Origin of the sequence: Microbacterium sp. ZW T2_14, from assembly GCF_044987405.1 — a bacterium.
Lineage (GTDB): Bacteria > Actinomycetota > Actinomycetes > Actinomycetales > Microbacteriaceae > Microbacterium.
This window is the reverse complement of the sequence record NZ_JBJDRK010000035.1, coordinates 1-17,552: the sequence shown is the minus strand read 5'-3', so window position 1 is coordinate 17,552 and position 17,552 is coordinate 1. Positions and strand designations below refer to the sequence as shown.

Below are 17,552 nucleotides of genomic sequence, written 5' to 3'. Positions count from 1 at the left end.
GTGAGTCTCAGGCTGCGCAGGGGCGGTGGTCAGTCCTCGAGCGGCGTGGCGGCGGCGACCGCCTCGTCCTCTTCGGTGGCGACCAGCTGCCCGCAGGCGCCGTCGATCTCCTTGCCGCGGGTGTCGCGGAGGGTCGTCGGAATGCCCGCGTCGTTGAGCCGGCGGACGAACTCGTTCTGCACCGGCACGTCGGACGCCGTCCAGATCGAACCGGGGGTCGGGTTGAGCGGGATGGGGTTGACGTGCACCCAGCCGCGACCGCGCGCATTGAGCTTCTCGGCCAGGAGGTCGGCCCGCCAGCCGTGGTCGTTCATGTCCTTGATGAGGGCGTACTCGATCGACACCCGGCGTCCGGTCTTGTCGAAGTAGGCGCGTGCGGCGTCGAGCGCCTCGTCGACCTTCCAGCGCGAGTTGACCGGGATGAGCTCGTCGCGGAGCTTGTCGTCGGGCGCGTGCAGCGAGAGGGCGAAGGTCACCGGGATGTCCTCATTCGCGAGCTTCGTGATCGCGGGCACGAGCCCGACCGTCGACACCGTGATGCCGCGGGCGCTCATGCCGAGGCCGTGCTGCTTGTCGGTCATGACCCGCACCGCCTGCATCACCCGCGCGTAGTTCGCCAGCGGCTCGCCCATGCCCATGAAGACGATGTTCGACACCCGCTCGGCGGAGTGGTCGTCCTTCTTCTTGCCGCCCAGGCCGCCGTCGGCGATGAGGCGGTTGGCGCGCACGATCTGCTCGATGATCTCGGCGGCCGACATGTTGCGGGTGAGGCCTGCCTGTCCGGTGGCGCAGAAGGGGCAGTTCATGCCGCAGCCGGCCTGGCTCGAGACACACAGCGTGATGCGGCCCGGGTAGCGCATGAGCACCGACTCCACGAGGGCGCCGTCGTGGAGCTTCCACAGGAACTTGATGGTGTCGCCGCGGTCGGTCTCGAGGCGCCGCACCTCGGTCAGCAGCGGCGGCAGCATGCCGTGGACGAACTCCTCGCGGCCCTCGGCGGGGAGGTCGGTCATGTCGGCGGGGTTGTGGGTCCAGTGCTGGAAGTAGTGCTTCTCGAGCTGCTTCGCCCGGAAGCCGGGAAGCCCCAGCTCCTTGACCTTCTCGATGCGCTGCTCGGGGGTGAAGTCGGCCAGATGCACCGGCGGCTTGCCCCGCTTGGGGCTGGCGAACTGCAGAAGAGGCCGACCTTCGGCATCCTTCTTCTGGGTCCATCCCTCCGTCGCCGGACGCACCTGCTTCGGTTTGGTCGTGCGCACGGGCGAATCGGTCATGAAATCCAGGGTAGGGGACGCGCCTGGGCGGATGCCGATGCGCGCCGCCTGGCGTGATGTCCCGCGCTGCCTGGCCCGCGCTCTGGTCCCCGCGTCAAGCCCCCTCGGGCGCGTGGGCGACGCGCATAGCCTGACGACGTGAGCGATGACACAGACGTGACGATCCGTCCGATCGAGCCCGCAGACGCCGGTGAGGTGCTGACGCTGCAGCGCGCGGCATTCGTTCAGGAGGCGCTGATCTACGGGACGCCCGACATGCCGCCCCTCACCCAGACGCTGGAGGAGCTCGAGGCCGAGCTGGCCGAGAACCTCGGCGTCGTCGCCGTCGACGGCGCCCGCCTGGTCGGCGCACTCCGCGCGCGCGTCGATGGCGACCTGCTGCTGGTCGGCCGCATCGCGATCGCGCCCGATCGTGCCGGCGAGGGGGTCGGCAGCGCCCTGCTGGCGGCCGTCGAGCGCCGTGGCGCCGCCGCCGGTGCGAACGAGGCCGAGTTGTTCACCGGCTCGCTCAGCGAGGCGAACCTGCGCCTCTACGAACGGGTGGGCTATGCCGAGACCCAGCGCGTGCCGGCCGGCGACGGCACCGAACAGGTCTTCCTGCGCAAACCGCTGACACGAGCCGGATTCCGGCGCCGGTGAGGGAGGCGAGATTCTCCCGCCGCGAGGTCGGCGAGGGCCCGACCGTCACGAGGCAGTGCTTCACCGCGTCCCACCTGGCGGCGCACGGTGCAGGCCACCCGGCCGCTGCTCCGGTCGCCGCGGGTGTCTGACAAGAGCGGCGTGCCGGCCGGCCCCCACGCCACCCGCGCCCGCCACGCCCGCGGCTAGGCTCGCGGTGTGGTCCCGCTCGAGAACCTGCTCGCCTTCACGCTCGCCGCGCTCGTGCTGATCGTGATCCCCGGCCCGAGCGTGCTCTTCACGATCGGGCGCGCACTCGCGCTCGGACCGATCGGCGGGCCCCTCAGCGTGCTCGGCAACGCCCTCGGCCTGCTGCCCGTCATCGGCCTCGTGGCCATCGGCGTCGGAGGCATCGTCGCGCAGTCGCTGGTGCTCTTCACCATCGTCAAGGTCGCCGGCGCCCTCTACCTCATATATCTCGGCGTGCAGGCGATCCGCCACCGTGGCCGGGCGGCGGCCCAGGCGACCGGCGGCGCACTGCCGCGCTCGGCCTGGCGTCAGCTCGGTGAGGGGTTCGTCGTCGGGGTGACCAACCCGAAGACCATCGCCTTCTTCGTCGCCGTGCTCCCCCAGTTCGTCGATCTGAACGCCGGCATGGTGCCGCTGCAGATGATCGAGCTCGGACTCGTGTTCTTCGTGATCGCGCTGATCTCGGACGGCATCTGGGCGCTCGTCGCCGCCGGCGCCCGCACCTGGTTCGGCCGCTCCCCGAAGCGGATCTCGACGCTGTCGGCCACCGGGGGCGGCCTGATGATCGGCCTCGGCGGCATCCTCCTCTTCACCGGGAACAAGCACTGATGGACTCTTCCACGACCACGGATGCCGAGGCCCGGCCCCGGGCCGCCCGCCGGCGCATCGTCTTCCTCGATGTGGACGGGACGATCCTCGAGCACGGCGCCCACATCTCTCCCTCGACGCCGGCCGCCGTCCGCGCCGCCCGCGCGGCCGGACACCTGGTGTACCTCAGCACGGGCCGCTCGGCCGCCGACATCCATCCGGTGGTCGCCGAGATCGGCTTCGACGGCGCGGTCACGAACTCGGGCGCCCTCGTCACCTCCGGGGACCAGGTGGTCGCCGAGCGCCCGCTCTCACCGGCGGCGGCCGACCGCATGCTGACCGCATTGCGCAGTCGCGGCATCCGGTATTTCCTCCAGACCGGCGACGGCGTCTACGCGAGCGATGACATGGCCGAGCTGATGCGCGACTATGCCGCCGCCCTCGAGGCCCGGGTGCAGGCGGGCCAGGAGGTGCGCCCGGAGGACTCGCTCGTCGGCCTCGCACAGCGGACGTTCCCGAGCGTGGACGAGGCCGACCTCAGCCGCATCGACAAGGCCGTGTTCGTCAGCGACCACGAGGAGGGCCTCGACGAGCTGCGTGCCGACCTGGGCGACGAGTTCCTCATCGTGCCGGGGAGCATGCCGCTGCCGGGCGGATCGAACGGCGAGATCAGTGAGCGCGGCACGACGAAGGGCTCGGCGATCGAGCTGCTGCTGGCGCATCTGGGAATGGATGCCGCGGATGCCGTAGCCATCGGCGACAGCTGGAACGATGTCGAGATGTTCGAGGTGTGCGGCGTCGCGGTGGCCATGGGCAACGCGCGGCCCGAGCTCAAGCAGCTCGCCGACTTCGTCACGACCGACGTGCTCGACCACGGCATCGCCAACGCGCTGCGCCGGCTCGGGCTGATCTGACCGCCGGCCGTCAGCGGGCGCGCGGCGGCGCCGTGGACTCGCGCACGACCAGCCACGTCGGCAGCCGGACGTGCTCGGGCTCGGCACCGCCCTCCATCTCCAGGGCCACGCGCAGCGACTCACGACCGAGCAGCGCCCATTCCTGGCGGACGGTGGTCAGCGGCGGGGCGAACATCTCTGCCTCGTCGATGTCGTCGAAGCCGACCAGCGAGACGTCCTCCGGGATGCGCAGGCCCGCCTCGATGATCGCCCGGTAGGCACCGAGCGCCATCTGGTCGTTCGCGGCGAGGATCGCGGTCGGGCGTTGGTCGCGCAGCAGCCGTCTGGTCGCCTCGTACCCGGAGCCGGGACTCCAGTCGCCGGGCTGGGGCGGAGGCACGAGCCGTCCGCGCTCCGTCAGCAGGTCGTGCCACGCGCGATGCCGGGCCGCCGCGGAGAACGAGGCGGACGGGCCGGTGATGTGATGGACCGTCTCGTGCCCGAGGTCCAGCAGGTGTGCGACCGCCTCGCGCGCCCCGCTGTCCTGTTCGAAGTCGACGGAGGCGACGCCGTCGACCAGCGGCGGGCCGAGCACCACCGTCGGCACGCCCTCCGGCAGCTGCAGCGTCTCGTCCACGCCGAAGGGCGCGGGCAGGATCACGATGAGCACGTCGACGGCCATCTCGCCCAGCCGTGTGAAGGCGCCGTTGGCCGCCCGCCCGGAGGTGGCGGCCAACGGCATCAGCGTCGTGGCGTAGCCGCTCTCGGCGGCCCGCTCCGAGATCGCCTCGAGCGAGCGGTGCGTGCCGACCGAGTGCAGGTTGTAGTAGACGACACCCACGGTGCGGAACGACCCGCGACGGATGGCACGCGCCGCGGCGTTCGGCCGGTAGCCGAGCTCGCGCATGGTGCTCAGAATCAGCTGGCGCTTCTCCGGCGCCACGTTGGGCTCGCCGTTCGCCACGCGCGACACGGTCTGCACGGAGACGCCGACAGCCTGCGCGACATCCCGCAGCGATGTGCGGCGTTCAGCCATTCACACCCCTCGGAACGCGAAGCGGAACGCGAGGTCGCCGCTGGTGGGCAGGTGGTACTGCGCCAGCGTGCGCGCACCCCACGAGTCGTCTCCGCCCACGCCCCGCCGCATGAGCGCCGGGCGCAGCACCGTGCGGTGGATCGGCGGCAGCTCGGTGTGATGCAGTGCGTTCTCCACCTCATCGGGTGTCCACGGCAGCGCCGAGAACTCCATGCCGTCGGGGGACTCGACACGCAGGCCCACACCCCGGCCGTCGGTCACCTCGGCCCAGCGAACCCCGGTGCGGCTCCCCGCCTCCTGCGGCCGCAGGTAGGGCGTCAGCTCCGTCGTCACGTCGCGATCGTATACGCCCAGCCGGGCGCCGCCGCGACGATCGACGTAGCACTCCTCCGGTCCGTCGCCGTACCACCGCAGCCGGCGGAACTCGGGCAGCGTCGTCAGCAGCATCCCGAACTCGGGGAGGCTCGGCAGCCCGTCGACGAGGTGCAGGGTCTGGGTCACCTCGACCCGGCCGGCGCCGTCGACACGGTACGCGACGTCGCACGTCGTCGCCGGACGGGTGGGCAGCTCGTACGACAGGGTCACGGTCACCGAGGTCTCATCGGTCTCGACCCGTGTGCTCGTCAACGGGTCGCGCACCCGGCCGTAGCGGCTCGCGAGCAGCCACTGCCCGTCCTCGAACGGCGCCTCCCACCCGCGTTCGTTCGCGGTGGGCGCGTGCCAGAAGTGGGGACGGGGCATGGACGTCAAGAGCTCGCGCCCGCCGTCGGAGGTCATCCCGAAGCGGTACGAGGCGAGTCCGCCGTACAGGGTCGAGAACAGCACGCTGAAGCCGGCACCGCGCACACCGATGTTGTGCGCGCCACGGACGAGCTCCGGCGCAGGCGCTGCCACGACCGCCGCCGGCGACTGGACCCGGACCACCCGCTGCTCGCGGGCGACCTCATGGCCCTCTGGCGCCCACGCGGTCGCGGACCGCAGCCGGAACGAGACGTCGATCGTGTACTCCCCCGGCGCTGCCGGGACGGCGAGCGGAAGGGCGACCGTGCCCGTCTCGCCGGCCGCGATGTCGGTCTCGACCTCTGCCTGGCGCAGCACCTCGCCCTCGCGCGCGAGCGTCACGACACATCGGTAGGCCGCGCTGGACGTCGCCATCAGCCGGTTGTGCACCGTCATGGCGTCGTCGTCGATGCGGATGCGCAGGCCCTGATAGACGTATGCGACCTCCTGCAGCTTGGGCGTCGGCGTGTGGTCGGTGAAGAAGATGCCGTTGCCGCAGAACTCGCCGTCGTTCGGCGCATCGCCGAAGTCTCCGCCGTAGCCGAAGTACTCCTTGCCGTACCGGTCGGTCAGCGCGATCGCCTGATCGGCGAAGTCCCAGATGAAGCCGCCCTGGAACAGCGGCTCACGGTAGGCGAGTTCGATGTACTCGTCGACGGCGCCGAAGGAGTTGCCCATCGCGTGGGCGTACTCGCACAGGATGAACGGCTTCTCGCGGTGCTCACGCAGGAACTCCTCGACCTCGGCCGCGGGCGTGTACATCTGGCTGACGACATCCGTCGTCTCTTCGTGCCGCGGATCCCAGTGCACCCCTTCGTAGTGCACGGGGCGCGTGTCGACCTCGCGGAAGTACGCCGCGACGTCGCGCAGGTTGGTGCCCCCGTACGACTCGTTGCCGCACGACCACATCACGACGCTCGGGTGGTTCTTGTCGCGCTCGTACATGCTGGCCGCGCGGTCGAGCAGGGCGGGCAGCCACTCGGGGCGGTCGCCGGGGACCGCCTCTTCGATCGGCGCACCGAGCTTGCGGATGCGGTCCCACACGCCATGGCTCTCGAGGTTCATCTCGTCGATCACCATGAGCCCGTGCCGGTCGGCGAGGTGATAGAACGCGGTGCTGTTCGGATAGTGGCTCGTGCGCACCGCGTTCACACCGGCGGCTTTGAGGAGCAGGATGTCGGACTCGATCTCGGCGGCCGTCTGGACGCGTCCGGCCAGGCCGAATTCGTGACGGTTCACGCCGAGGAACACCACGCGTCGTCCGTTGAGCGACAGCAGCCCGTCCTCGATCGCGAAACGCCGCACGCCGACCCGCTGCACGATGACCTCGACGAGCGATCCGTCGCCGTCGCGCACCTCCATCTCGACGTCGTACAGCGCCGGATGCTCCGGGCTCCACAGCCTCGGATTCTGGAGACGGATGCCGAAGCCGCCGTCTCCGCGATCCTCGAGCTCGCCGACCCCGTCGATGCGGGCGCGCACCCGTCCGTCGCCGCGCAGGTCGACGCGCAGGGCCACGTCGGCGACCTGGTTGCCGGGTGCGAGGTCCACATCGACCCGGATGTCCTCGACGTGCACCGCCGGCCGGCGATGGAGCACGACGTCGCGGAACAGCCCCGAGAAGCGGAAGAAGTCCTGATCTTCGAGCCACGAACCGCTCGAGAACTTGAAGACCTGCGCCGCGAGCTTGTTCTCGCCCTCGACGAGCGCGCCGGTCAGGTCGAACTCCGACGGCGTGAAGCTGTCGGTCGCGTAGCCGAGGTACCGGCCGTTCAGCCAGACGGCGATCGCGCTCTCGGCGCCGAGGAAGCTCACGCTCACCGTCTCGCCGGTCTCGAGCGGGCGATCCAGCACGAAGCTCTTCACGTACGAGGCCACCGGGTTGTAGCGCGCGGGCACCTGTCCCGGTGCGATCTCCTCCACGCCGTCCCACGGGTACTGCACGTTGACGTACTGAGGGCGGTCGTAGCCGTGCAACTGGATGTGCGCCGGCACGGGGATGTCGTCCCAGCTCTCGCAGTCATAGCCCGGGTCGAAGAACCCCGCCGGCGCGGCGGCTGGATTCTTCGCGTAGTGGATCTTCCACCGGCCGCTCAGCGACTGCTCATATCCGCTGCGACCGTCGGCCGCCTCCTCCGCCGAGCGGAACCAGCGGTGATCCGAGTGCGCGGGGCGGCGGTTCTCCCGCACGAAGCGGGGATCGGCGATGCGTGCGGCGTCGAACGCGGCGTCATCGTCGCGGGAGCCGGCATCCGCCCTGTCGATCGTGTCCAGCGTCACTTGACCGCCCCCGTGATCCCCTGCGCGAACTGCCGCTGCAGCAGGAGGAAGATGATCATCGTCGGCAGCGACGACAGCAGCACCGCGAGCATGAGCACCCCGTAGTCGGTGACGTAGCCGGCGCTGATGTTCGCCGTGAGCATCGGCATCGTGAGCACGCTGTTGTTGACCAGGATGACCTTGGGCCAGAGGAAGTTGTTCCACGCCATCATGAACGTGATCACGGCGCCCGCCGCGAAGGTCGACCGCATCGTCGGGACGTAGATGCGCGCGAAGATCGAGAGCTCGCTGAGGCCGTCGATGCGCGCCGCCTCGATCAGCTCGTGCGGGAACGACCGCGATGCCTGGCGGAACAGCAGGATCAGGAACGGCGTCGAGATCATCGGGATGACGACCGCCCAGAGCGAGTTCACCATTCCGACCCGTGCGAACAGCTGGAACAGCGGGATCATCGTCGCGGCGAACGGGATCATGATCGCCAGCAGCAGGACCGCCATGACGACGTCCTTGCCCCGCGAGTGATAGACCTCGAACCCGTACCCGGCGATCGAGCACACCGTCAGCGCGAGCAGCGTGGTGCCCACGGCGATGAGGAACGAGTTCGTCATCGCACCGACCACGTTCTGCGTCGAGAACAGCACGGTGAGGTTCTCCAGCAGCGCCGCGCCGGGCAGCATCCGCGAGGAGAGGACGTCCTTGCTCGTGTTGGTGGCCGAGACCACCATGAAGTAGAGCGGGAACACCGAGAACAGTGCCCAGACCGCCAGCAGGGCGTATCCGGGAAGGCTGCGGAGCTTAGTCACGCTTGTCACCGACCTTCATCTGGATGAACGAGAGGATGGCGACGAGCATCAGGATCACGTAGGAGATCGCCGCGGCGTAGCCGAAGTTCGGGTTCTTCTGGAACGACACCTCATAGAGGTAGTGCGCCATCGACATGGTCTGGTGGGCGGGGCCGCCCTGCGTCAGCGCCCAGGACTCGTCGAACATCTGCAGGGTGCCGTTGATGGACAGGATCGCGGTCAGCACGATCATGGGCTTCAGCTGCGGGATGGTGACGTACCAGAACGTCTGGAACGCGTTGGCGCCGTCCATGCGGGCGGCCTCGATGCTCGAATGGTCGATGTTCTGCAGAGCGGCGAGATAGAAGACCATGTTGTACCCGGTCCAGCGCCACAGCAGCCCGAGGATGATCACGAAGCGGGCGGTGTCGGCCTGGCCGAGCCAGTTGATCGGGCCGTCGATGAGGCCGATGCCCGTCAGCATGTCGTTGACGAAGCCGTCGCCGGCGAAGAGCGTGCGGAACACCAGCGAGTACGACACCAGCGACACGGCGCACGGCAGGAAGATCGCCGTCCGCCACAGCCCCTTGAACTTCAGCTTGGGGTTGTTCAGCAGATTCGCCAGCACCAGTGCGAGCGCGAGCATGATCGGCACCTGGATGATCAGGTACAGGAAGGTGTTGGTGAGCGTCAGCCTGAAGACATCGTCGCTCAGCATGCGCTGGTAGTTGTACCAGAGCGGATCCGCGAACTCGAGCCGCGTGCCGCGACCGGTCTGCAGCGACAGGACGAACGCCTGCGCCATCGGGATGAAGCTCATGAAGAGGATGAGCAGGGCGGCCGGGAGCAGGAAGCCCCAGCCGGTCAGGCTGCGGCGACGGGCGGGATTCAGCCAGGGCTTGCGGTCGCCGATGTAGTTGGGCAGGGGCGGCGGATCGTTCCGTCGCGGTGTCTTCGTGCGCGTCTTCGCGTCGGAGGCCACGGGTGTCATCTCTTTCCTCGGGCGGTGGGAAGCATCGCTGACCGTCGGCCGGGCGGCGTCACCGCCGCCCGGCCGGACGATCCGTCCCGCTTACTCCATCGCGAACTCGACGTTGGCCTGCGCCTCGGCGAGAGCCGTGGCCGTGTCGGTGCCGCCCATGATCTGCGTCATGGCGGTGCTCACCGCGTCGCGGGCCTCGTAGTAGTACGCGCCGGTGTTGTTCGACGGCACCTCGGGGCCGAAGGAGACCACGTCGGCGAAGATCGCCTGCCCGCCGAAGAACTCGCTCGGCTCGTTGTACACGTCGCTGTCGCCCGCCGGGGTCCAGTTCGCGACCGCGCCGGCCTTCGGCAGGATCGTGTCGTACAGCTCCGTGGAGCCGGCGAACGTCGCCCCGAGGAAGTCGGACGCGAGGTCGACATCGGCGGTCGACGAGATCGCCCACGACGAGCCGCCGTTGGCCGAGTAGTTCGTCGCGCCGGAGATCGTGTCGAGCTTCGGGAGGTTGGTGATCCCCCAGTTGCCGGCCTGGTCGTCAGCGGTCTGGATCGAACCCACGATCCAGATGCCGTTGATCGTGCCTCCGACGTTGCCGTTGACGATCGTGCCGATGTACTCGTCCCACGAGTTGACCTCGATGAGCACGCCCGCGTCGACGAGCTGGGTGTAGACGTCGATCGCCGCCTCCAGCGCATCGTTGTCGACGATGGTGGGGTTGCCCTCGTCGTCGAACAGGCTGGCGCCGGCGGACTGCAGCATCATCATCGGGATGTCAGCGGAGCCGGCCTGTCCCGACAGCAGCGGCTGACCCGTCTTGGCGAGGACGTCCTTGCCGATCGTGAGGTACTGGTCCCACGTGATGTCCGTGAAGTCGTCGACCGTGTAGCCGGCCTCGGCGAGGACATCGGTGCGCAGCGCGGTGACCGCCGTGCCGGCGTCGAACGGCACGCCGTAGTTGACGTCGTCGATGGTGGAGTAGTCGACGACCGACTTGGGGAATTCCGAGAAGTCGATGTCGGAGTCGCTGAAGTCCGAGAACAGGTCGGGATAGTTCAGCCCGTTCTTCTGGAATGCGTTGTTCTGCATCAGGAAGATGTCGGGCAGTTCGTCGAACGCCTGGGACTGGGCGATGGTGGTGAGCTTCGTCTGCAGGTCGTCCCACGGCACTTCGACGATGTCGAGTTCGAAGTCGGGGTGGTCCTCCTGGTAGACCTTCTCGGCCTCCTGCATCGCATAGATGTTGAACGCGGGGTCCCAGGTCCAGACGGTGAGCTTCTCGTCACCGTCGCCTTCACCGCCGGAGTCGCCTCCCCCGCTGCACGCCGTCAGTGAGAGGGCGAGGGGCAGTGTGAGGGTGAGGGCCGCCGCGGTGAGCTTCGCAGAGCGTTTCATGGAGTGCAGATCCTTCCGTGGATTCCGTGATGCCGAGTGATGCCTCGGCGTCCGACGTGGCCCGCGCATGGTGCCGCACGGGGGTCGGCGGATCAGCCGGCGCACGTCGGAACGCACGCCGAACAGGCAGATGGCTCCGGGAGATCCTTGGCGGATGCAACATCGCATCCCCTGCGCTCTCCGGCGAGCACATCAGCTTCTGAGTCCGAGGGAACGGTAACACTGGTAACGTCACCACGCCAGTGTTCACGCGGATTCGTTACTTTCCGCGCGCGCGCCGCACAGGTACCGCGGAGCGCCCCGCGGCGGGCACGGCGTGGGGATCAGGCGCGCTCCGGTGCGCGCACGGGGCGTCAGACCGACACCGCGGCCGTGCGCTCACTCGCGGTCAGCTGGACGCTGCTGCGGGCGCTTCCATCCCGAGGTTGACGAGGGTGCCGCCGGGGTCGCGCACCTGCGCGACGCGCTCGCCCCAGGGCATGTCGGCGGGCGCCTGATCGGCCCGCCCACCGGCGCCCAGCCATGCGGCGTACGTCGCATCCACGTCATCGACGTAGAACCACAGCGCGACGCGGTCGCCCACCGACGGCGGAAGCGCGTCGGGATCGCGGCCGATGCCCAGCGAGGTCTCGCCGACCTGCAGCGAGACGTAGTCGTCCTCGTCGCCGCTGCCGAACCGATACGCCACGGTCGCGCCCAGCGCGCTCTCGTAGAACCGCACGAGTCCCGGAAGATCTCGCGCCAGCAGGATCGGGAACAGGCTCCGTACCCCCATGGAGCCCACCCTACGTCCGCCCGGTCGGCGATACCACGGGGTCAGAAAGGGAGTGCTCAGTCCAGGAAGATGTCGGGGAACAGGGCCGAGTCGGGGGTTCCGGGGACCGCCGCGTACCCCGAGAAGTCGGTGACGCCGGCCGCTTCCAGCACGTCCTCGACGATGAGCGTCTGGCCGGTGTACTCGCGCGCCGGGCGGGTCAGCACCTCGTACGCTGCGTCGGCGTAGATGTCGGGCGTACGGCTGACCTTCATCATGCGGTCGCCGCCGAGCGCGAACTGCACGGCCGCGGTCGCGATGGTCGTGCGCGGCCACAGCGTGTTGGCGGCGATGCCGGCCGACGCGAACTCCGCCGCGAGCCCCAGCGTCGCCATCGTCATGCCGTACTTCGCGAGCGTGTAGCCGGTGTGGCCGCCGAGCCACTTCGGCGACAGGTTGAGGGGCGGCGAGAGCGAGAGGATGTGCGGGTTCGCGGCATCCTTCAGGATCGGGATGGCGGCGCGCGAGAGCATGAACGTGCCGCGGACGTTGACGTCCTGCATCAGGTCGTACTTCTTGGCGTCGAGCTCGAGCGAGCGCGACAGGTCGATCACCGACGCGTTGTTGACGACGATGTCGATGCCACCGAACTCGCCCTGCGTCTTGAGCACCGCCTCGGTGACGTCGTCGTCGTTGCGCACGTCGCCGACGATGGGCAGGGCGTTCCCGCCGGCCGCGCGGATCTGCTCGGCCGCCGAGTGCACGGTGCCCTCGAGCTTCGGATGCGGCGTATCGGTCTTGGCCAGCAGCGCGACGTTGGCGCCGTCGCGGGCCGCGCGGAGCGCGATCGCGAGGCCGATGCCACGGCTGCCGCCCGACATCAGGATGGTCTTGCCGGCCAGGGACGTGTCGCTCATCTCGGGTTCTCCTCGGGTCGGGTACGGGACTTGGCGGATGCCGCGGCGAAGGCCGCGACGCGCGCCCGGGCATCGTCGGTGTCGAAGCGGGCGCCGATCGAGGCGGCTTCGTCGTCGAGGTTCTCGGCGAACGACCGACCGGCACCGGTGCGGACGAGCCGCTTGGCCTGGCCGAAGGCGCCGGTCGCGTTGTCGAGCCAGAACCGCGCGACCGCTTCGGCACGGCCGGCGACCTCGGCCGCGGGCACCACCTCGGTGACGAGGCCCCAGTCCAGCGCCGTCTCGGCGTCGATCGTGAGGTCCTGCAGCAGCAGCTGGAGCGCCCGGCGCTGGCCGACGGCGGCCGGCAGCAGCGTCGAGACGCCCAGGTCGGGCGTCAGCCCGATGTTGGCGTACTTGCTCACGAACTTGGCGTGGTCGGCCGCGACGATGTAGTCGGCAGCGAGCATGAGCCCCAGGCCGCCGCCCGCCACCGCGCCCTGCACCGCCGCGACGATCGGCTTGTCGGACTCGACGAACGTGCGGATGCCGTCATGGATCGTGTGCGCGGCGCCGGTGACGTCGGCGCCCGAGGCGCCCGACGTCGCCATCTCGAGCACGTCGCCGCCCGCGCAGAAGGCCGGGCCTGCGGCATCCAGGATCACGGCCCCGACCGAGTCGTCGGACGTGAGCTCGTGCGCGACGTCACGCCATCGGCGGCCCATCTCGAAGCCCATCGCGTTGAGGAACGCGGGCCGGTTGAAGGTGACGCGCGCGAGGGCGCCGTCGCGGGTGACGATGATCGAGTCGCTCATGGGTCTCCTGGGGTCTCGGGCCTGCGTGGGTGCCATGGATGGCGGGTCAGCGGGGAGCCATCCGGATAGCCCCATCGAGACGGATCGTCTCGCCGTTGAGGTAGCCGTTGTCGACGATCGACATCACCAGGCGCGCGTACTCGTCCGGCCTGCCGAGGCGCTGCGGGAAGGGCACCTGCTCGCCGAGCGAGTCCTGCGCGGCCTGCGGGAGGCCCATCAGCATCGGGGTCTCCATGATGCCGGGGGCGACCGTCACGACGCGGATGCCGTAGCGAGCGAGCTCGCGCGCGATCGGCAGGGTCATGGCGTGCACGCCCCCCTTCGATGCCGCGTACGCGGGTTGGCCGATCTGTCCATCGAACGCCGCGACGCTGGCGGTGCTGACGATGACCCCCCGCTCCCCTGCCGAGCCGTCGCCGTCGGCAGTCGGCTCCGTCTTCGCCATCACGGCGGAGGCCTGGGCGATGACGTTGTAGGTGCCGATGAGGTTGACGCGCACGATCCGCTCGAAGCCCTCGAGCGGTGACGGGTTGCCGTCGCGGTCGAGCACCTTGGCGGGCGGCGCGATGCCGGCGCAGTTCACCACGACACGAAGGGGACCGGATGCCGCGGCCGCCGCGACCGCGGCAGCCACCTGCTCCGCGTCGGTGACGTCGGCGGGCGCGAACGAGCCGCCGAGTTCTGCGGCGATGTCGGCGCCGGCTGAGGTCGGAAGGTCGACGATCGTGACGGCCGCACCGGCTGCGGCGAGGCGACGGGCCGTGGCGAGGCCGAGGCCGCTCGCACCGCCGGTGACGAGCGCGGAGGCACCGGTGAGGTCCATGCGTTCTCCTTCGAACTGGTATCGCGTCCCACAATACGTGGAACTGCGTCCCACCGCGCAGCGCACGGCGGCCCGCGGCATCCAGGCTAGCGACCAGGCGGCCCGCCCACCGCAGACAAGGCCCGCGGGAAGCGGTTGGATGGGCGCATGGAGATCCGGCTGAAGCGGGTGTACGACGAACCGGCGACCGACGACGGGTTCCGCGTGCTCGTCGATCGGCTGTGGCCGCGCGGCCTGTCGAAGGAGCGCGCCGAGCTGGATCTGTGGGCGAAGGACGTGGCACCCTCGACGGCTCTGCGGAAGGCCTTCCACCACGACGGCCTGTCGTGGGACGACTTCGCGTCCGCCTACCGCGCCGAGCTCGCGGGTTCCGCCCGCGCCGCCGTCGCGGCGCTGCGCACCGAGCTCGCGTCGCACGCGGTGGTCACGCTCCTGCACGCGGTCGCCGACGAGGAGCACAACCACACGCTGATCCTGCGCGAGGCGCTCGCGCCCTGAGCTGCCCCGGGCCGCTCCCTCTTGGCCGCTCGCCTGCCACGAAGTGTGCGGTAGCAAAACAGATCGTGACAGGCCAGCAGAGGACGCACCGGGCAGGATAGGACGGTGACGATCCCGGTAGACGACGTCGAGATCCCTCCGCAGGTCCGCGATCTCGCGCGCGGCGCTGCTCTGACGCCGGTCTGGCGCAACGACTACGGCGGCGTGACGTTCCGCACCGACGACGGCCGTTTCCTCAAGCACGGTCCGCGCAACGCCGAGTCCTCGTTCGCCGGCGAGGCCGCGCGCCTGGCGTGGGCAGCGCCCTACGCCCGCGTGCCGCCGCTGCTCGAGGTGGGTGGCGACGACACCCACGAGTGGATGGCGACGGCCGCGATCCCGGGTTCGTCCGCGGTCGATCCGCGGTGGGTGGCCGAACCCGCCGTCGCCGTCCGCGCCGTCGGTGAGGGGCTCCGAGCCCTGCACGACGCTCTGCCGGTGGAGGACTGCCCGTTCGACTGGCGCGTGCCCTCGCGCATCGCGAATGCGGAGGGCCGCGGCATCCGTGTTCCCGATGCACTGCGCGAGCCGCCCCGCGTCGACCGGCTCGTGGTGTGCCACGCCGACGCCTGCTGCCCCAACACGCTCATCGGCGACGACGGCCGCTGGAGCGGGCACGTCGACTTCGGAGCCCTCGGCCTCGGCGACCGGTGGGCGGACATCGCCGTGGCGTCGATGTCGACGACGTGGAACTATGGCGAGGGATGGGAGGACGCGCTCATCGAGGCGTACGGGGTCGAACCCGACCGCGAGCGTCTGTCGTACTACCGAGACCTCTGGAACGCGACATGACCGAGAACAACGGCCCCTCGATCACCGGCACCGTCTGCAAGATCGACGGGCATCCGAACCTGGTGATCCTGCGGCGCTTCCGCGCGACCGCGGACGAGATCTGGCGGGAGCTCACCGAGTCGGCACGGCTCGAGCGCTGGATCGGCCGGTGGGAGGGCGATCCGGCGAGCGGGAAGGTCACGTTCTTCATGACGTCGGAGAGCCAGGATGCCGCGCCCGAGGAGTACACGATCCTCGAGTGCGATCGTCCCCGCCGCTTCGCGGGGGACACGTCGGCGGCAGGCGGCGCGTGGCATCTGTGGTTCGAGCTCGCCGAGGAGGTTCCCGGTGACACCGTGCTCACCTTCGGCCAGCGGCTGAACCCCGGTGAGGACGTCGGCTCGATCGGTCCGGGCTGGGAGTACTACCTCGACCGGCTCGTCGCGGCCCAGGCGGGTCTCGATGCCGACACCGTGGCCTGGGACGACTACTTCCCCGCCCTGCAGCCCGCGTACGAGCGGCTCGTCGCCGCCGACTGACACGGCAGCCGGACCGGACTCAGGACCAGACGAAGCGGAAGGTGCCGGCCGCCACCGCGGCGGCGATCGCCAGGGCCATGATCGCCGCGGCGCCGAGCACTGCGACCAGGTCGCGAGGGTGCAGCCGCGAGGGACGTGACCAGGTGCGCGGGATGCCGGACCCGAAGCCCCGCGCCTCCATCGCCATCGCGAGCTTGGTGCCGCGTCGCACGGCGAAGACGAGCAGCACGAACGCCATCGAGAAGAAGCGCCGGATCGCTCCGCTGTCGCCCACGCCCCGCGCGCGGCGCGCGAGGCCCATGCTGCGCCAGTCGTCGAGGAAGAGCCCCAGCGTGCGGGTGCCGGCGAGCACCCCGAGCACGAAGCGGCTGGGCAGCTTCGCGACCTGCGCGAGGGCGTCGGCGAGCTCCGTGGGGTCGGTGCGGCCGAACAGCAGGATCGTCGGCAGCGCGAGGGCGAGCACGCGGACGCACACCGCCACCGCCAGAGCGATCGAGTCGTCGCTGATCGTGGCGTACCAGAACGACCAGTAGACGGTTCCGCCCGGTTCGGCGTACAGCAGCATGCTGACGCCTGCGATCGGCGCGAAGACCAGGATGGGCAGCATCCGCTTCAGCACCGTCAGGGCGGCGAGGCCCGTCAACGGGATGCACAGGAGCTGAAGCGCGATGGCCACGAGGGCGCTCGTCACGTCGATCGACGCGAGCAGCGGCACCGACAGCAGCAGCGCCAGCACGATCTTCGTGACGGGGTTGACGCCGTCCAGCCACGCCGACCTCTCGGTCTCGACACCCTCGGTGCCGGCACGCGCGTCGACGGCGGTCACGAGCGCACCCCCACCGGCCGCACCCGACCCGGCGCTTCGAGTGGGAGCTGCGGGAGCTGCGGGAGCGAGGGACCGGTGCCGAGATCGATGCGGTGGCCGCCGAGGTGGCGCAGCACGTCCTCGTCGTGCGTGACGGCGACGACGGTGGTGCCGGCGGCGATCTCGGACTGCAGCAGCTGCACGAGCTCGATCCAGCCGCGGCGGTCCTGCCCGAACGTGGGTTCGTCGAGCACGATGACCGGCGGCGCGTCGGCGAGCACGGTCGCGACCGAGAGCCGCCGCTTCTGGCCGCCCGACAGCGTGAACGGGTTGGCCGCCGCGAGAGGCGCGAGGTGCAGGCGCTCGAGCAGTTCGCCGACGATCGCGTCGATCGCTCCCGCGTCGACGCCGCGCGACCGCGGCCCGATCGCGAGCTCGTCCCGCACGGTCGAGGCCAGGAACTGGTGCTCCGGCTCCTGGAACACCGTCCCGATGCGCGTGAGCAGCTCGCGGGACGACCAGCGCGACGGCCGGCGGCCCGAGCGGCCGGCGAGCTCCACCGCGGCCACCACCTCACCCGCGGCCTCGGGCAGCAGCCCTGCGAGGGTGAGGGCGAGCGTGGACTTGCCGGCGCCGTTCGGTCCGGTGATCACCGTCGCGGCGCCGCGCGGCACGGCGAGATCGAGCCCGGCCCGCACGACGGTGCGTCCGTCGCGAGAGATCGAGAGAGCGGATGCCGCC

General features: G+C 70.2%; 18 protein-coding genes. 6 read left to right on the top strand and 12 right to left on the bottom strand.

What is annotated here, in order from left to right; genetic code table 11:
- Positions 1–29 precede the first annotated feature (29 nt).
- Complete coding sequence (gene rlmN, locus ACI3KY_RS12740; protein WP_404930541.1) at positions 30–1,271, bottom strand: 23S rRNA (adenine(2503)-C(2))-methyltransferase RlmN; 1,242 nt, start codon at positions 1,269–1,271, stop codon at positions 30–32.
- 138 nt (positions 1,272–1,409) lie between these two features.
- Between rlmN and ACI3KY_RS12735 the strand changes: the two genes are divergently transcribed.
- The 3 genes from ACI3KY_RS12735 (at position 1,410) to ACI3KY_RS12725 (ending at position 3,640) form a co-directional block, all read left to right on the top strand.
- Positions 1,410–1,910 carry a GNAT family N-acetyltransferase gene (locus ACI3KY_RS12735; protein WP_404930540.1) on the top strand — a complete coding sequence of 167 codons (501 nt, stop codon included), beginning with the start codon at positions 1,410–1,412 and terminating at the stop codon, positions 1,908–1,910.
- A 198-nt stretch (positions 1,911–2,108) separates the two neighbouring features.
- Positions 2,109–2,747: a LysE family translocator gene (locus tag ACI3KY_RS12730; RefSeq protein WP_404930539.1), complete on the top strand. Its 639-nt coding sequence runs from the start codon at positions 2,109–2,111 to the stop codon at positions 2,745–2,747.
- Positions 2,747–3,640: an HAD family hydrolase gene (locus tag ACI3KY_RS12725; RefSeq protein ID WP_404930538.1), complete on the top strand. Its 894-nt coding sequence runs from the start codon at positions 2,747–2,749 to the stop codon at positions 3,638–3,640. Before ACI3KY_RS12730 ends, ACI3KY_RS12725 begins: the two co-directional genes overlap by 1 nt.
- Positions 3,641–3,650: 10 nt before the next feature.
- On the opposite strand, the gene ACI3KY_RS12720 is transcribed toward ACI3KY_RS12725, so the two are convergent.
- The 9 genes from ACI3KY_RS12720 to ACI3KY_RS12680 all read right to left on the bottom strand — a co-directional run bounded on the left by ACI3KY_RS12720 (position 3,651) and on the right by ACI3KY_RS12680 (position 14,159).
- The gene (locus ACI3KY_RS12720) at positions 3,651–4,655 is read right to left on the bottom strand and encodes a LacI family DNA-binding transcriptional regulator (RefSeq protein WP_404930537.1); all 1,005 of its coding nucleotides are present in this window, start codon (positions 4,653–4,655) and stop codon (positions 3,651–3,653) included.
- Entirely contained in the window at positions 4,656–7,715 is a 3,060-nt protein-coding gene (locus tag ACI3KY_RS12715; RefSeq protein WP_404930536.1) for a glycoside hydrolase family 2 TIM barrel-domain containing protein, read from the bottom strand. It abuts the gene before it with no gap.
- Positions 7,712–8,518 carry a carbohydrate ABC transporter permease gene (locus tag ACI3KY_RS12710; RefSeq protein ID WP_404930535.1) on the bottom strand — a complete coding sequence of 269 codons (807 nt, stop codon included), beginning with the start codon at positions 8,516–8,518 and terminating at the stop codon, positions 7,712–7,714. Before ACI3KY_RS12710 ends, ACI3KY_RS12715 begins: the two co-directional genes overlap by 4 nt.
- A complete protein-coding gene (locus ACI3KY_RS12705) occupies positions 8,511–9,488 on the bottom strand; it encodes a carbohydrate ABC transporter permease (RefSeq protein ID WP_404930534.1) in 978 nt (325 codons plus the stop codon). Before ACI3KY_RS12705 ends, ACI3KY_RS12710 begins: the two co-directional genes overlap by 8 nt.
- Positions 9,489–9,569: 81 nt before the next feature.
- Positions 9,570–10,871 carry an extracellular solute-binding protein gene (locus tag ACI3KY_RS12700; RefSeq protein ID WP_194412609.1) on the bottom strand — a complete coding sequence of 434 codons (1,302 nt, stop codon included), beginning with the start codon at positions 10,869–10,871 and terminating at the stop codon, positions 9,570–9,572.
- Between the two features lie 388 nt (positions 10,872–11,259).
- Positions 11,260–11,646, bottom strand: a complete 387-nt coding sequence (locus tag ACI3KY_RS12695; RefSeq protein WP_404930533.1) for a VOC family protein — start codon at positions 11,644–11,646, stop codon at positions 11,260–11,262.
- A 56-nt stretch (positions 11,647–11,702) separates the two neighbouring features.
- The gene (locus ACI3KY_RS12690) at positions 11,703–12,542 is read right to left on the bottom strand and encodes an SDR family oxidoreductase (protein ID WP_404930532.1); all 840 of its coding nucleotides are present in this window, start codon (positions 12,540–12,542) and stop codon (positions 11,703–11,705) included.
- Positions 12,539–13,336: an enoyl-CoA hydratase/isomerase family protein gene (locus tag ACI3KY_RS12685; RefSeq protein ID WP_404930531.1), complete on the bottom strand. Its 798-nt coding sequence runs from the start codon at positions 13,334–13,336 to the stop codon at positions 12,539–12,541. Before ACI3KY_RS12685 ends, ACI3KY_RS12690 begins: the two co-directional genes overlap by 4 nt.
- Before the next feature lie 46 nt (positions 13,337–13,382).
- On the bottom strand, positions 13,383–14,159 hold the full coding sequence (locus ACI3KY_RS12680) for an SDR family NAD(P)-dependent oxidoreductase (RefSeq protein ID WP_404930530.1): 777 nt from the start codon (positions 14,157–14,159) through the stop codon (positions 13,383–13,385).
- Between the two features lie 147 nt (positions 14,160–14,306).
- Between ACI3KY_RS12680 and ACI3KY_RS12675 the strand changes: the two genes are divergently transcribed.
- From ACI3KY_RS12675 to ACI3KY_RS12665, 3 genes are all read left to right on the top strand, one after another.
- Positions 14,307–14,657, top strand: a complete 351-nt coding sequence (locus ACI3KY_RS12675; protein ID WP_404930529.1) for a DUF488 domain-containing protein — start codon at positions 14,307–14,309, stop codon at positions 14,655–14,657.
- Between the two features lie 105 nt (positions 14,658–14,762).
- Positions 14,763–15,488 (top strand): phosphotransferase, encoded by a 726-nt coding sequence (locus ACI3KY_RS12670; RefSeq protein WP_404930528.1) that lies wholly within the window; start codon positions 14,763–14,765, stop codon positions 15,486–15,488.
- A complete protein-coding gene (locus ACI3KY_RS12665; RefSeq protein WP_404930527.1) occupies positions 15,485–16,006 on the top strand; it encodes an SRPBCC domain-containing protein in 522 nt (173 codons plus the stop codon). Before ACI3KY_RS12670 ends, ACI3KY_RS12665 begins: the two co-directional genes overlap by 4 nt.
- 19 nt (positions 16,007–16,025) lie before the next feature.
- Here ACI3KY_RS12665 and ACI3KY_RS12660 read toward each other — a convergent pair whose 3' ends face one another.
- Both ACI3KY_RS12660 and ACI3KY_RS12655 read right to left on the bottom strand, forming a co-directional pair.
- A complete protein-coding gene (locus ACI3KY_RS12660; RefSeq protein ID WP_404930526.1) occupies positions 16,026–16,832 on the bottom strand; it encodes an energy-coupling factor transporter transmembrane component T family protein in 807 nt (268 codons plus the stop codon).
- The coding region (locus tag ACI3KY_RS12655) for an ABC transporter ATP-binding protein (RefSeq protein WP_404930525.1) at positions 16,829–17,552 on the bottom strand (724 nt) is incomplete at its 5' end. The genes ACI3KY_RS12655 and ACI3KY_RS12660, both read right to left, overlap by 4 nt.